At 68.8% G+C, this 14,358-nt stretch carries 15 protein-coding genes and 1 tRNA gene; 3 read left to right on the top strand and 13 right to left on the bottom strand.

Annotated features, from left to right (window positions below):
* Positions 1-262: 262 nt before the first annotated feature.
* The 7 genes from OG485_RS25640 to OG485_RS25610 form a co-directional block, all read right to left on the bottom strand.
* Positions 263-1,123 carry a DUF1396 domain-containing protein gene (locus OG485_RS25640; protein ID WP_328670884.1) on the bottom strand — a complete coding sequence of 287 codons (861 nt, stop codon included), beginning with the start codon at positions 1,121-1,123 and terminating at the stop codon, positions 263-265.
* Between the two features lie 152 nt (positions 1,124-1,275).
* The gene (locus tag OG485_RS25635) at positions 1,276-2,220 is read right to left on the bottom strand and encodes a hypothetical protein (protein WP_328670883.1); all 945 of its coding nucleotides are present in this window, start codon (positions 2,218-2,220) and stop codon (positions 1,276-1,278) included.
* A gap of 200 nt (positions 2,221-2,420) precedes the next feature.
* Positions 2,421-3,146, bottom strand: coding sequence for a 50S ribosomal protein L1 (gene rplA, locus OG485_RS25630; RefSeq protein WP_326786084.1), 726 nt, complete (start codon positions 3,144-3,146; stop codon positions 2,421-2,423).
* A gap of 94 nt (positions 3,147-3,240) precedes the next feature.
* Entirely contained in the window at positions 3,241-3,675 is a 435-nt protein-coding gene (gene rplK / locus OG485_RS25625) for a 50S ribosomal protein L11 (RefSeq protein ID WP_261705301.1), read from the bottom strand.
* A 192-nt stretch (positions 3,676-3,867) separates the two neighbouring features.
* Positions 3,868-4,728, bottom strand: coding sequence for a transcription termination/antitermination protein NusG (gene nusG / locus OG485_RS25620; protein WP_328670882.1), 861 nt, complete (start codon positions 4,726-4,728; stop codon positions 3,868-3,870).
* 77 nt (positions 4,729-4,805) lie between these two features.
* Positions 4,806-5,087, bottom strand: a complete 282-nt coding sequence (secE, locus tag OG485_RS25615; protein WP_103549158.1) for a preprotein translocase subunit SecE — start codon at positions 5,085-5,087, stop codon at positions 4,806-4,808.
* A 109-nt stretch (positions 5,088-5,196) separates the two neighbouring features.
* Positions 5,197-5,269 (bottom strand) — tRNA-Trp (locus tag OG485_RS25610).
* A gap of 248 nt (positions 5,270-5,517) precedes the next feature.
* Between OG485_RS25610 and OG485_RS25605 the strand changes: the two genes are divergently transcribed.
* Together OG485_RS25605 and OG485_RS25600 are read left to right on the top strand one after the other, a co-directional pair.
* Positions 5,518-6,744: a pyridoxal phosphate-dependent aminotransferase gene (locus tag OG485_RS25605; protein WP_266761701.1), complete on the top strand. Its 1,227-nt coding sequence runs from the start codon at positions 5,518-5,520 to the stop codon at positions 6,742-6,744.
* A gap of 173 nt (positions 6,745-6,917) precedes the next feature.
* Positions 6,918-7,937, top strand: a complete 1,020-nt coding sequence (locus OG485_RS25600; protein WP_328670881.1) for an adenosine deaminase — start codon at positions 6,918-6,920, stop codon at positions 7,935-7,937.
* 4 nt (positions 7,938-7,941) lie between these two features.
* Here OG485_RS25600 and OG485_RS25595 read toward each other — a convergent pair whose 3' ends face one another.
* The gene (locus OG485_RS25595) at positions 7,942-8,601 is read right to left on the bottom strand and encodes a TetR/AcrR family transcriptional regulator (RefSeq protein ID WP_328670880.1); all 660 of its coding nucleotides are present in this window, start codon (positions 8,599-8,601) and stop codon (positions 7,942-7,944) included.
* 125 nt (positions 8,602-8,726) lie between these two features.
* On the opposite strand from OG485_RS25595, the gene OG485_RS25590 reads away from it, so the two are divergent.
* A complete protein-coding gene (locus tag OG485_RS25590; protein ID WP_328670879.1) occupies positions 8,727-9,359 on the top strand; it encodes an NAD(P)-dependent oxidoreductase in 633 nt (210 codons plus the stop codon).
* Between the two features lie 58 nt (positions 9,360-9,417).
* On the opposite strand, the gene OG485_RS25585 is transcribed toward OG485_RS25590, so the two are convergent.
* From OG485_RS25585 to OG485_RS25565, 5 genes are all read right to left on the bottom strand, one after another.
* Positions 9,418-10,473 carry a UDP-N-acetylmuramate dehydrogenase gene (locus tag OG485_RS25585; RefSeq protein ID WP_328670878.1) on the bottom strand — a complete coding sequence of 352 codons (1,056 nt, stop codon included), beginning with the start codon at positions 10,471-10,473 and terminating at the stop codon, positions 9,418-9,420.
* 191 nt (positions 10,474-10,664) lie between these two features.
* Positions 10,665-12,209 (bottom strand): DHA2 family efflux MFS transporter permease subunit, encoded by a 1,545-nt coding sequence (locus tag OG485_RS25580; RefSeq protein ID WP_443048757.1) that lies wholly within the window; start codon positions 12,207-12,209, stop codon positions 10,665-10,667.
* 265 nt (positions 12,210-12,474) lie between these two features.
* Entirely contained in the window at positions 12,475-13,044 is a 570-nt protein-coding gene (locus OG485_RS25575; RefSeq protein WP_328670876.1) for a TetR/AcrR family transcriptional regulator, read from the bottom strand.
* Positions 13,045-13,297: 253 nt separating this feature from the next.
* Positions 13,298-13,726 carry a MaoC family dehydratase gene (locus tag OG485_RS25570; RefSeq protein ID WP_328449309.1) on the bottom strand — a complete coding sequence of 143 codons (429 nt, stop codon included), beginning with the start codon at positions 13,724-13,726 and terminating at the stop codon, positions 13,298-13,300.
* 1 nt (position 13,727) lies between these two features.
* Positions 13,728-14,180, bottom strand: a complete 453-nt coding sequence (locus tag OG485_RS25565; protein ID WP_328670875.1) for a MaoC family dehydratase N-terminal domain-containing protein — start codon at positions 14,178-14,180, stop codon at positions 13,728-13,730.
* Between the last annotated feature and the right edge of the window lie 178 nt (positions 14,181-14,358).

Here is a 14,358-nt window from a genome sequence, read left to right as displayed (position 1 = left end):
CCCCGGCGCAGGCGCACGGGGCGTAGCTCTACCGGATTCCTCCACACGCTGGGCGTGCGGACTCCGGGAACACATCCACGGTCACCTACGCGGGTCGTCCGCAGTTTCAGCGGATCCTTCGGTCACCACACCCTCTTGCGAGCGCGAGGCAACGACCAGCGGTCTTTGGCTTCTCGAGGAGAGTACGTGAACTGGACTCCGTCAAGCAAATCCGGCCGAACGGCCCGGCCGTCGGACGTGCTGGCGCGTCCGACGGCGCGGATCAGCCCTGCTGGGCGTCCTTCATCATCTCGGCGAGGTCGACGGTGTCCTTGGCCGGCGGAGCGGTCACGGTCACGGGCTTGTTGTAGTCCAGGAAGGTGATGGTCATGTCGAGCGGACCCTTGTCGGCGGTCCCGCGCATACGGAACCGCTTGGTGCGGTCGTCACCGTCGATCCACATGTCCATCGTGATCTCGTCGACGCCCATCCTCGCGTACTGGTTGAGGGCTTTCTCCCGCTTCTCTCGGGTGGCCTTGTCCTGGCTCTTGAGCGACTTGCGATACGCGTCGAAGGGGACCGTCCCCTTGTAGTGGGTGGTCCTCACGCCGTCGACGGTCTGGTTCCCGACCTTCTCCAGGTCTTTCGAGCCGATGAGGAAGGCGGACTCGGTCGCCGGGTTCTTGTCCGCCTGCCAGTCGCCGGTCCGGCCCGTGTTCAGCCGCCCGTCCGCACCCTGCACGGACATGTCGAACTTCATCCAATGCTTGCCGTCCATACCCTTGGCGACCTGGGCACCACCGTCGGCGTACATCTCCTTGCCCACCAGCCGGATCTCGAACGGGCCGCTGAATGCCTGCTTCCCGGCCGTCATCTTCATGCTCATGACCAGCGGCTTCACCCTCATCACCGCCTCGGCGCCGATCCGGCCCTCGAACGGGACCTCGCCGGTCATCCGGTAGCGGAAGGAGGTGATGCCCTCGGTCTTCTTCGCCGCCTTCGCCACGGCCGCGGCGGGCGTGAGCGCGGGCGACTCCTCCCCGGCACCCTTCGTGCAGCCCACCGCACCCCCGCCGAGGACCAGGGCCGCAAGGGCCGCCCCGGTCGCCCGATGCCGTGCCAGGGTGCTCGCAGAAAGCTTCAAGGTTTCCCCAAGGAACGGATGAGCGATTCACAGATTCGGCGCGAGCGTAGCCCAGGAGAGCTGGATGATCACCTGGGTTTTCGCCCAACTCCGCTGTGTGGGAGGGACTTTGGAGAGGTTCGGCGAGATCCGGGGAGAGTGCGGCACGGGACTCAGGAGGAAGAGCTGCCGGAGCCGGTGGACGTGTCGCCGCTGCCCGGCGTCATGCCCTGCTTCGCCAGGATGTCCCTGAAGTCCTCGGTGTCACCGGCCGGGGGTGCGACGGCGGAGACCTTCACTCCGTAGTCGCTGTAGTACGCCGTGGAGGACATCGTGCCGCTCGCCGTCGCGGCCTTGGTGACGGCCTTGACGAGCAGGTCCTCGGTGTCGACCCAGATGTCGACGTCCTCGGTCGTGATGCCGGCCTGGGTGAACTTCTTCTTCAGGTCGGAGAGCTGGCCGGTGGTGAGGTGCGACCTCCGGGCCACGAGGTCGCTCACGTTCACCGTGCCCGCGTAGTGCGTGGCCCTCTTGCCGCGGACCGTCTCCTCGCCGACCTTGTCGACGTCGCCGGACGCCAGCAGGAGCTTCACCGACTGGTTCGGCGAACTGTTCTGCATCTGGTCCTTCAGGAGCGCGCCGGAGCTGCCGCCGAACTTCGCCAGGTCGTCGTACCCGTACCTGATCCAGTGCTTGCCGCCCGCCTGCGCGGCGAAGGCGTCGCCCATGTTCGCGTAGTAGGCGTCGGACAGATAGCGGGCCTCCATGGAGTCGCTGCCGATCCGGCGCATCGTCTCGGCCATCGTGCCGCCGGTGTACGTGATCGTCAGGTCACCGGTGATGCCGTCGCTCCAGGCCATGACGCCGCCCGACTTCATGGACATCAGCGTGCCCATGGTCGTCGTGGACTCGACCCTCGCGGAGTCGGCGCCGTCGGTGGACTTCTCCGCCGAGCGCAAGGCCGCGATGGGGCTGACGCGCGTGACGCTCTCGTGGCCGGCCTTGTCGCCGTTGCCCGAACTCCCTGAGGAATCCGACGAGTTGCAGGCCGTCACCCCCGCCAGCGCGGTCGTCAGCGCGATCGAGACAGTCACACGACGCACCATGGTGCTCTTCATTCGTCCCACCCCTATGCGAACTCTGTGAACCGCACGCTAGCGCGGCCCACTGACAGTCGTGTCCGGAATTCCGCCCGGGGCCTTCGCCCCGCGGCAGCCGGAAAGACCTCCGCACATGAGGACGGGCCCCGCACCTCGAAAGGTTGCGGGGCCCGCTCAGATACGCGTGCGCGACGCGGTCACCGGGGTGAGCGAAGGGCTCAGACGGCGGCCGGGTCCTCCTCGACGAGGAGGTTGCGGGTGCGGTTGGGGTCGATCGGAACGCCGGGGCCGATCGTGGAGCTGATCGCGGCCTTCTTGATGTAGCGACCCTTGGCGGCCGACGGCTTCAGACGAAGGATCTCGTCGAGCGCAGCGCCGTAGTTCTCCACCAGCTTGGTGTCGTCGAAGGACACCTTGCCGATGATGAAGTGCAGGTTCGAGTGCTTGTCGACGCGGAACTCGATCTTGCCACCCTTGATCTCGGTGACAGCCTTGGCGACGTCGGGGGTCACGGTGCCGGTCTTGGGGTTCGGCATGAGACCACGGGGACCGAGCACGCGGCCGAGGCGGCCGACCTTGCCCATGAGGTCCGGGGTGGCGACGACGGCGTCGAAGTCCAGACGGCCCTTCGCGACCTCGTCGATCAGTTCGTCGGAGCCGACGATGTCGGCGCCCGCGGCCTCCGCGGCCGCAGCACGGTCACCGGTCGCGAAGACCAGGACCCGGGCGGTCTTGCCGGTGCCGTGCGGCAGGTTCACGGTGCCACGGACCATCTGGTCGGCCTTGCGAGGGTCGACACCCAGGCGGAAGGCGACCTCGACGGTGCCGTCGAACTTGCTCGTGGAGGTCTCCTTGGCGAGACGGACGGCCTCGAGCGGGGCGTAGAGCTTGTCCCGGTCGACCTTGGCGTCCGCAGCGCGGAGAGACTTGCTGCGCTTGCTCACTACTGCTCCTGTTGTGTTCTGAGGAGTCGTGGTGCGGGCCGAGCAGGCCCTGCCACGTGCGGCCGCGGCCGCATGGTTCCTACGAAGGTGGGTGTCAGCCCTCGACCGTGATGCCCATGGAACGGGCGGTGCCGGCGATGATCTTCGCAGCGGCGTCCAGGTCGTTGGCGTTGAGGTCGGGCATCTTGGTCGTGGCGATCTCGCGGACCTGCGCCTGGGTGATCTTGGCGACCTTGGTCTTGTGCGGCTCGCCGGAGCCCTTCTCGACACCCGCGGCCTTGAGGATCATCTTGGCGGCCGGCGGAGTCTTGGTCACGAAGGTGAAGGAGCGGTCTTCGTAGACCGTGATCTCCACCGGGATGACCCAGCCACGCTGCGACTCGGTCGCGGCGTTGTAGGCCTTGCAGAACTCCATGATGTTGACGCCGTGCTGACCGAGCGCGGGGCCGACCGGCGGGGCCGGGTTCGCCGCACCGGCGTTGATCTGGAGCTTGATAAGCCCCGTGACCTTCTTCTTCTTGGGAGGCATTCCGGGTCCTCTTTCGTTTTCGCCTTCCTACGTCCGAGTCGCCCCGGACGGCTGCCTTCAACCGAGTGATGATCCGGATGCAGGCATACCGCACAACGATAACGGGTATCTGTGCGCGGCTAAAAACCGAGCAGGTCAGACCGGCTACGAGAGCCCGTCTGACCTGATCGGAAGACGTACGTCCAGAAGGTGCTAGTTCTTCTGGATCTGGTCGAAGGAGAGCTCGACCGGGGTCTCGCGGCCGAAGATCTCGACGAGGCCCTTGACCTTCTTCGAGTCGGCGTTGATCTCGTTGATCGTGGCCTGCAGCGTGGCGAACGGGCCGTCGGTGACGGTGACCGAGTCGCCGACCTCGAAGTCCAGCACCTGGACCTCGACCTTGCGCTGCGGAGCGGGCTTGCCCTCGGCCTCCGCGGCCTCGCGGGCGGCCTTCTCCTCGGCCTCCGGGGCGAGCATCTTGACGATCTCGTCCAGGGTCAGCGGGTACGGGTCGTAGGCGTTGCCCACGAAGCCGGTGACGCCGGGAGTGTTGCGGACGACGCCCCAGGACTCGTTCGTCAGGTCCATACGGACCAGGACGTAGCCCGGGAGCTTGTTCTGCTTGATCGTCTTGCGCTCGCCGTTCTTGATCTGCGCGACCTCTTCCTGCGGCACCTCGGCCTGGAAGATGAAGTCCTCGACGTTCAGCGAAACGGCACGCTGTTCGAGGTTGGTCTTCACGCGGTTCTCGTAACCGGCGTAGGTGTGGATGACGTACCACTCGCCGGGGAGCAGACGCAGTTCCTCGCGCAGGGCGGTCACGGGATCGACGGGCTCGGCCTCGACTTCAGGCTCGGCCTCGACTTCGGGCTCGGCCTCGTCGGGCGTGTCCTCGTCCTCGACGTCCGCACCGGACTCGTCCTCGACGTGCAGGGCCGCGTCCTCGGCGTTCTCGCCGGCGGCGGCATCGGCAGCCTCGAACTCGTCCACGACGTCCGCTCCCTCGACGATCTCGAGCTCGTCGTCAACGGACTCGACCGACTCGGAGGAATCGTTCAGGTTCGGGTCAGACACGGTGGCTGCTTCTTCCTGGTTACATGGGGGTGGAACGCGCGAAAGGGGCGCCGGTGACGGCGCCCTTCGCTCTCGGCTCAGCCGAAGACGTACTTGGCGGCGTGGTTGAGCCCATAGTCAATCACGGTCACCAGGCCGATCATGATGACGACGAACACAATCACCACTGTGGTGTAAGTCGTCAGCTGATTGCGAGTCGGCCAGACAACCTTACGGAGTTCCGCGATGATCTGGCGGTAGAAGGTGGCAAGGCGCTTCAGCGGGCCCTTCTTGGCACGCTTACCGCCCTTGCGGGCCTTCTTTTTGGACTCCGGCGCCTCGGCATCAGGCATGTCGATGGAGCCCACGGCGTCCGTCACTCGTCCTCACCTGATTCCCGGGTCGTGACCGTGCCGCGCCCGGTTGAGCCGCACGGCGGTGCAATGCAGTACGTACATGCGCACACATCCTGGCGAAAGGAGTGTGTAGCAGGGCCGGAGGGACTTGAACCCCCAACCGCTGGTTTTGGAGACCAGTGCTCTACCAATTGAGCTACGACCCTTTGATTTCCCCCAACGTACCGCATCCGACCGGGTGCTCGGTGTGCACCGGTAGAGCGCGGCCGGTGAAGGCCAACGAGGTGAGAGTGTACGTGGTCCGAAGCCGGGCGTCGAACAGAAAGTGTCCGCTCGGGTCGGCTCCGCTGAAGATCCACTGGTGAGGTGCGCGGATCCGGACGGATGTTCTGCCGTTGTTCAGTCCGTGAAACCCGTGTGCCGGGGACATTTCCAGTCTGAAACGATGGGTCCCATGAGCCCTGCAACCCCTCCCACCGAGCGCCGGGTCTCCGCCCGAGTCGGCGCGATCTCCGAGTCCGCCACCCTCGCCGTGGACGCCAAGGCCAAGGCACTCAAGGCCGCCGGACGCCCGGTGATCGGCTTCGGCGCCGGTGAGCCCGACTTCCCGACCCCGGACTACATCGTCCAGGCCGCCATCGAGGCCTGCTCGAACCCCAAGTACCACCGCTACACGCCGGCCGGCGGGCTGCCCGAGCTGAAGGCCGCTATCGCCGCGAAGACGCTGCGCGACTCCGGCTACGAGGTGGAGGCCGCCCAGGTCCTGGTCACCAACGGTGGCAAGCAGGCCATCTACGAGGCCTTCGCCGCGATCCTCGACCCGGGTGACGAGGTCATCGTCCCGGCGCCGTACTGGACGACCTACCCGGAGTCCATCCGTCTCGCCGGCGGTGTCCCCGTGGACGTCGTCGCCGACGAGACCACCGGCTACCGCGTCTCGGTCGAGCAGCTCGAGGCCGCCCGCACCGAGAACACCAAGGTGCTGCTCTTCGTCTCCCCGTCCAACCCGACGGGCGCGGTCTACACCCGCGAGCAGATCGAGGAGATCGGCCGCTGGGCCGCCGAGAAGGGCCTGTGGGTCCTGACCGACGAGATCTACGAGCACCTGGTCTACGGCGACGCCGAGTTCCACTCGCTGCCCGTGGTGGTACCCGAGCTGCGCGACAAGTGCATCGTCGTCAACGGCGTCGCCAAGACGTACGCGATGACCGGCTGGCGCGTGGGCTGGGTCATCGGCCCGAAGGACGTCGTCAAGGCCGCGACCAACCTCCAGTCCCACGCCACCTCGAACGTCTCGAACGTGGCCCAGGTCGCCGCGCTCGCCGCCGTCTCGGGCGACCTCACGGCCGTCGCGAAGATGCGCGAGGCCTTCGACCGCCGCCGCAAGACCATCGTGCGCATGCTGAACGAGATCGACGGCGTGCTGTGCCCCGAGCCCGAGGGCGCCTTCTACGCGTACCCCTCGGTGAAGGGACTCCTCGGCAAGGAGATCCGCGGCAAGCGCCCCGCGGACACCGTCGAGCTGGCCGCGCTCATCCTGGAGGAGGCCGAGGTCGCGGTCGTCCCGGGCGAGGCCTTCGGCACGCCGGGCTACCTGCGCCTGTCGTACGCGCTCGGTGACGAGGACCTCGTCGAGGGCGTCAGCCGGATCCAGAAGCTGCTGGCCGAGGCGACGGACTGACCTCCGGCGTCCTCCCGCGCCCCACGGGGCGCCGGTGACGTCGTCGCGCTCCACGCGCGCGTGCGGGGGCCTGCCACTCTCAGGAGCGGCCGGCCCCCGTTCGTCCGTTCGAGCGAGCCTCCGATCAGCGAAAGCGCTACCGGCACGACACACGCGTACGGCAGGATCTTGGGATGGAGCGCGTACGTGATGTAACTGAACTGCCGAAGGCCCATCTGCACCTGCACTTCACCGGTTCGATGCGGCACACCACCCTGCTGGAACTGGCCGACAAGTACGGCGTACGGCTGCCGGACGCGCTGACCAGCGGGGAACCGCCGAAACTGCGGGCGACCGACGAACGCGGCTGGTTCCGCTTCCAGCGCCTGTACGACGCCGCGCGGTCCTGCCTGAGAGAGCCCGAGGACATCCAGCGCCTGGTGCGCGAGGCCGCCGAGGAGGACCTGAAGGACGGCTCGGGCTGGCTGGAGATCCAGGTCGACCCGACGTCGTACGCACCCCGCCTGGGCGGCCTGATCCCGGCCCTGGAGGTCATCCTCGACGCGGTCGACTCGGCCGTGCGGGAGACCGGGCTCGGGATGCGCGTCCTGGTGGCCGCCAACCGCATGAAACACCCCCTGGACGCCCGCACACTGGCCCGGCTCGCCGTGCGGTACGCGGACCGGGGGATCGTCGGTTTCGGCCTCTCCAACGACGAGCGACGGGGCATGGCGCGGGACTTCGACCGGGCCTTCGCCATCGCCCGCGAGGGCGGACTGCTGTCCGCGCCGCACGGCGGCGAGCTGACGGGGCCCGCCTCGGTCCGCGACTGCCTGGACGACCTGCACGCCTCCCGGATCGGCCACGGGGTGCGGGCCGCCGAGGACCCGCGGCTGCTGAAGCGCCTCGCGGACCGCGGGGTGACCTGTGAGGTCTGCCCCGCCTCGAACGTCGCCCTGGGCGTCTACGAGAAGCACGCCGATGTCCCCCTGCGCACTTTGTTCGAAGCCGGTGTCCCGATGGCCCTCGGCGCCGACGATCCCCTGCTCTTCGGATCCCGTCTCGCCGCCCAGTACGAGATCGCCCGCCGCCACCACTCCTTCACGGACCAGGAACTGGCCGAGCTGGCCCGTCAGTCCATCCGCGCCTCGGCCGCGCCCGAGGACGTCCGGGCGAAGCTGCTGGCCGGCGTCGACGGCTGGCTGACCGCCTAGCCCGCTAGAGCTTGTCCGAGGCGCCCGCGGCCCCCGTCCTGTCCCCGGGTGCGATCCCGGCGAGCAGGGTGCGGACCAGCGCCGGGGCGAAGGTGTCCAGGGGCGGCGCGCCCTCCTCGGTGGCGTCGTAGGCGAACGCCCGCTGCGCGCAGGCCCCGAGGAGGAGGGACGCGGCCGCGTAGGTGTCGGTGTCCGGCTGGACACGCCCGGCCCGCTGTTCCGCCAGCAGATAGGCGGCGACGCCCCGGATGGGCATGTGCGGGCCCGCGCCCATGGCCCGCATGGCCTCGTCGTGACGGCGCTTGAGCTGAGTCTCCGCGTACAAGGAGGCGGCTATCGGGAAACTCTGCTCGTAGAAGAGGGCCGCCTGACGGGCGATCTCCGTGAGGTTCTCCTCCAGGGAGTGCTCCCGCGGCTCGGCCGTCAGCCGCTCCAGGAGGGGGCCGAGCTGGGGCAGCCGCTCGTGGAGGACCCGGATGAAGAGCTCTTCCTTGCTCGCGAAGTACTTGTAGAGCGCCGCCTCGGAGCAGCCGGCCGCCCTGGCGATCTCCTTGGTGGTGGCACGGGAGAGACCGAGCGTGAGCATGAGCTCGTGCGCCGCGTCGAGGATGCGGATCCTGGCCGGCTTCGACGGCGTGGTCTCCGTGGCGGATTTCTGCTGCATGGGGCCCAAGGATTCCATGACCCGCCCTTACGGGGTTGACGGGTGGGTGAGTACTTACTCACTCTAGAGGAAGCGGGGTGAGTGAACACTCACCCACCTCATTCCCTCTGATGCGGGAGCAGGTCATGGAACTCACCGTTTTCGGTGCCACCGGAGGCATCGGCCAGGAGATCGTCCGCCAGGCCCTGGGCGCGGGCCACCGGGTCACGGCGGTCGTACGGGATCCCGCGCGGCTCACCGTCACGGGCGCGAATCTGGAGGTCTTCCGCGCGGACCTCACCGACCCGGAGTCGCTACGCCCGGCCGTCGTGGGCCGGCACGCCGTCCTGTCCGGTCTCGGCGCGCGCAGCCGCAAGGACGCCGGGGTCGCGGCCCGGCTCACCCGTACGGTGCTGGGCGCCATGGAGGCGGAGCAGGTGCGCCGGCTGCTGGTGGTCAGCGCGAGTCCGGTCGGACCGGGCGCCGAGAACGACACAGCACTCGACCGCGCGATGAGGAGCCTGATCTCCAGCCTCCTGAAGGACGTCTACGCCGACCTGCGGGAGATGGAGGGCGAACTGGCGGCCAGTTCCACGGACTGGACCGCCGTCCGTCCGCCCCGGCTCCAGAACAAGCCGCTGACCGGCTCGTACCGCACGGTCGTCGGAGGCTTCCCGCCCAAGGGCCGCTTCATCGCGCGCGCCGACGTGGCCAACGCGATGCTGGCGATGATCGACGACCCGGGGACCGTGAAGCAGGGAGTGGGCGTCGCCTACTGATGGCCTACTAGTGGCCCACTGGTGGCCTACCGGTCGCCGTTCGCGCCGGCGATCGCCTTCAGAGGCTCGCGTTCACCGTCACCGGCTCGTTGACGAGCGTGATCCCGAAGGCCTCGTGGACCCCGGCGACGACCTCCCGGGCCAGCGCGAGGAGGTCCTCGGTGGTAGCCCCGCCGCGGTTGGTCAGGGCGAGGGTGTGCTTGGTGGAGATACGGGCGGGCCCGGTTCCGTAGCCCTTGGTGAAGCCCGACTTGTCGATCAGCCAGGCCGCGGAGGTCTTGGTGTGACCCTCGCCGGCCGCGTACGCAGGCGGTACGACATCGGCGCCGAGCCGTTCCTCCACGCGCGCGTGGAACGCGGCGAACGCCTCGTGGGTGAGGATCGGGTTGGTGAAGAACGATCCGGCGGACCAGGTGTCGTGGTCCTCGGGGTCGAGCACCATGCCTTTCCCGGCACGCAGCTTCAGAACGGTCTCGCGGGCGGCGTCGAGGGGCACACGGTCGCCGGGCTCCACACCGAGCGCACGGGCCGTCTCGGCGTACTTGACCGGCGCCGACAGCCCCTGCGCGTCCTCCAGCCCGAAGCGCACCCGCAGCACGACATGGCGCTCGGGGTCCGCCTTGAAGCGGCTGTGGCGGTACGAGAACTCGCACTCGGCGTTGGTCAGCGTGACCGTCTCGCGCGTCTTCCTGTCGTAGGCGATCACTTCGGTGATCGTCGACGACACTTCCTGGCCGTACGCGCCCACGTTCTGGATCGGTGTCGCACCGGCCGACCCGGGGATGCCCGCGAGGCATTCGATCCCGGCCAGCCCAACCTCGACGGAGCGTGCGACCGCGTCGGTCCACACCTCGCCCGCGGCCAGCTCCAGCCTCGTACCGTCGAGGGAGAAGCCCTTCGTGGCGATGCGCAGGGCGGTCCCGGCGAAGCCCTTGTCGCCGATGACCAGGTTCGATCCACCGCCGATGACCAGCAGTGGCGTACCGGCGTCGTCGGCCTCGCGCACGGCGGCGACGACCTCGTCGTCGGTCGTGGCGGTGATCAGCCGGGCGGCCGGACCGCCGAGCCGGAAGGTGGTCAGCGGGGCGAGCGGGGCATCGTGGAGTTCCTGCACGGGCTCAAGACTACGAGAAGGGCCGGGGACGCCCGGCCACCGGTGTGCCCCGGCCATGCGAGAGGCCCCGCCCGGGGGGCGGGGCCTCTCGCGCCTGACCGCTCGGCCGAGGCGGCTCTCCTGAGGGTTCGACCGGACAGCCGGGTACTCGTGGCGGCCGGGCCGGAGCGCCGGGATCTCGGTTCCGCGCGTCAGCGGGAGGCGGTTTCGAGAGGGGGCGTTTCCGTAGAGACCGATTCCGTAGAAGCCGATTCCGGAGAGGCCGGTTCCGAAGAGGTGGTCTCCGGAGAGGTGGTCTCCGGAGAGGTGGTCTCCGGATGGGCCGTTTCGAGAGTTGCGGTCTTCAGAGAGGCGATTCCAGGAGAAGCGGTCTCCCGGTCCAGGGCGTGCGCCGGAGCCGCCGCTGCTGCCGTCTCGGTGCGTGCCGTGCGCCGCGCGGCCGGGATGAGCAGGGCGGCGATCCCCGCGAGGGCCACCACCGAGGCGCCGACCACGAGCGCGGGCCGCAGCCCGTCGATGAAGGTCCCGGCGGTCGCGTAGCCGCCCTGCGCCGAGAAGATCGAGGACATCACTGCGATGCCGAGCGCCCCGCCCACCTCGCGCAGCGCGTTGTTGGCGCCGGAGGCGATGCCCTGCTCCTCCGGCCGCACGCTGGACATGACCAGGTTGGAGGCCGGCGCGAAGTAGAGCGACATCCCGACGCCGCTGATGATGAGCGCGGGCAGCTGGGAGGCGTACGAGGCGTCGGCGGCGACCACGGCGGCGTAGTACGCGAGCCCGGCGGCCTGGAGGAAGAGCCCGGTGGCGACGACGGGACGCCCGCCGATCCGGTCGGACAGGTAGCCGGCGATGGGCGCGACCAGCATCGGCATACCGGTCCAGGGGAGCATGCGCAGCCCCGCCTCGGTCGGCGAGTAGCCGAGCACACCCTGCATGTACTGGCTGAGCAGGAAGATCGAGCCGAACATCCCGAGGAACATCAGCAGACTGGCCGCGTTGATCCCGGCGAAGGCGCGGGAGCGGAAGAGCCGCATCGGGAGCATCGGGTTCTTGGCCCGGGTGCCGTGGACGACGAAACCGGCGAGCAGAGCGGCGCCCGCGATCAGACCGGTCAGGACGAACGCGCTGGTCCAGCCGTCGGCGGGCCCGCGGACCAGGCCGTAGACGATCCCGAAGAGGCCACCGCTGGCGAGCAGGGTGCCGGGGAAGTCGAGCCGGGCGCCGGCGCCGAACGACTCGGACAGCCGAAGCCGGGCGAGCGGGAGCACCGCGAGACCCAGCGGAACGTTCAGCCAGAAGATCCAGTGCCAGGAGATGTGTTCGGTGAGGCTGCCGCCGATGAGGGGCCCGGAGGCGACCGCGAGTCCGTTGACGGCGCCCCAGATCCCGTACGCCATCCCGCGCTTGGCGGCGGGGACCGCGGCCGTCAGCAGGGTCAGGGTCAGCGGCATCATGATCGCCGCGCCGACGCCCTGGACCGCGCGGGCGGCGATCAGCGAGTCGATGCCGGGGGCCATGGCCGCGGCGGCCGAAGCACCGGTGAAGACGCTCAGGCCGACCAGGAAGAGCCTGCGGCGGCCGAACCGGTCACCGAGCGCGGCACCGAACATCAGCAGGACGGCGAAGGTGAGCGTGTAGGCGCTCACGGTCCATTCCAGGTCGCCCAGCGCACCCCCGAGATCCTTGCGGATGGAGGGCAGGGCGGTGGTGACGACGAGATTGTCGAGGGCCGCCATGAATCCGGCGACGCTCGTGATGAGAAGGGCCCACCCGGCCCCACCGCGCCGCCCGGTCGGTGGCGCGGCCGGTGCCACGGCCGACCTCTCGGGCGATCCTGCGGCCCCTGTCGGGGCCGGTGCCGCCGATCCGTTCTTCGCTGTCCGTGCCGTCCGCTGAGACATCGCTCCCCCAGAAGGTGATGTGATCACTGTCGATGGTTAGTTATTGATGACTAACTTTTGAGGTCATGAAGACGCGCCTAACACCGCCTTCGCCGTCGCGCTACTTCTCCAGCCGGCCCGTGACGCGTGCCGACGGGTAGAGCCCTTCCCAGACCCGGTGCTCGGGCGGGAACCCCATCGACACCAGGCAGTTGACGAGCATTCCGTACGCCATGAAGGTCGTGGTCCCGTCCGCGTCGGCTCCGAGCGGCACGTGAACCGTGTCCCAGAGCCGCATCCAGCCGGCCCTGACCGCCTCACCGAGCTCGTGATCGCCGGCCTCCTCGGCCGCCCCCACCGCGACGTACGTCTGCATCTGCATCAGCAGCCGCTCAGGATGCTCCGCGATCACCTTCACGTAGGACGTCGCCATGGCGTGCAGGGCCTCTTCACCCTCCAGCCCCTCGGCGGCCTCCTCGAAGCTGCGCCGGGCGAGCTCCATGCAGTGCTCGGCGGCCGCCAGGAAGATCGCCCGCTTGCCCGGGAAGAGCCGGAAGAGATACGGCTGCGAGACACCCACGCGCTTGGCGATCGCCTCGGTGGACGTGCCGTGGTAGCCGCCGTGGGCGAACTCGATCATCGCCGCGCGAATGACGCTCTCGCGCCTCTCCTCTGCGCTCATCCTGACCATGCAGCTAAGTTAGTACTCAATCACTAACTAAGTCAAGGGGTCCTAGGTGTGGGCACGGGCGCGGGCGCGGGACGCTCGGGAGCCCGGCCCTCAGGCCCTTGGCCCTTGGCCCTTGGCCCTTGGCCCTTGACTCTCGGCTATCGGCTATCGGCTATCGGACGCGGAGCTCCTGAAGCGAGGCCCTTGGGTCGCCGCGGCGGGCACGCGTAAGGGGCGCCCGCAATGGCGGGCGCCCCTTACGCGATCCGGCGCGTCAGGCGAGTCGTACGACCGCTCGCGACATGCCCAGCACCTTCTGTCCGCCGCTGGTCGCCGTGAGGTCGACGCGGACGGTGTTGTCGTCGAGCTTGGCCGCGACCTTGCCGCTGACCTCGATCGTGGCGCCCTTCTCGTCGTTCGGGACGACGACGGGCTTGGTGAAGCGAACGCCGTACTCGAGGACCGAGCCCGGGTCGCCGACCCAGTCGGTGACCACGCGGATCGCCTCGGCCATGGTGAACATGCCATGCGCGATGACGTCGGGAAGGCCCACCTCGACCGCGAACTTCTCGTTCCAGTGGATCGGGTTGAAGTCCCCGGATGCCCCCGCGTACTGCACGAGCGTGGCACGCGTCACAGAGAACGTCTGGGCCGGCAGCTCGGTGCCGACCTCGACGTCCGCGTAAGAGATCTTCGCCGTCATGTCAGCCCACCTCCGCCGCACGGGACACGAGCTTCGTGACGGCCGTCACGACGTGCTCGCCCGTCTCGTCGTGGACCTCGCCACGGATGTCCAGGATGTCGTTGCCCGCGAGGGACTTGATCGACTCGATGGTCGAGGTCACCGTGAGCCGGTCACCCGCTCGCACCGGGCGGGTGTACGCGAACTTCTGGTCGCCGTGCACCACCCGGCTGTAGTCGAGACCCAGTTGCGGGTCCTGGATGACCTGGCCCGCGGCCTTGAACGTGATGGCGAACACAAAAGTCGGCGGGGCGATCACATCGGGGTGCCCGAGCGCGCGTGCGGCCTCGGGGTCCGTGTACGCAGGGTTACTGTCCCCCACGGCCTCCGCGAACTCGCGGATCTTCTCCCGACCGACCTCATAGGGATCGGTGGGCGGGTAGGACCGCCCTACGAAGGACTGGTCGAGCGCCATGGGCTCGGCACCTCCTGGTTGTCGTCGCCGCACTGGTTGTCACAGTTGGAGCGACCGTCTTAGCCGGACGGCCTATCTTCGCTCTTCATCACGGGGTCCACGCATGACGCCTGGCCCGCGCCGGACATCGGTTCCACAACGACGCGAGGCCGCCCCCCGAAGGGGACGGCCTCGTGTA

Source organism: Streptomyces sp. NBC_00328 (genome assembly GCF_036139655.1).
GTDB lineage: Bacteria > Actinomycetota > Actinomycetes > Streptomycetales > Streptomycetaceae > Streptomyces.
This window is presented reverse-complemented; position numbering and strand designations above follow the sequence as displayed.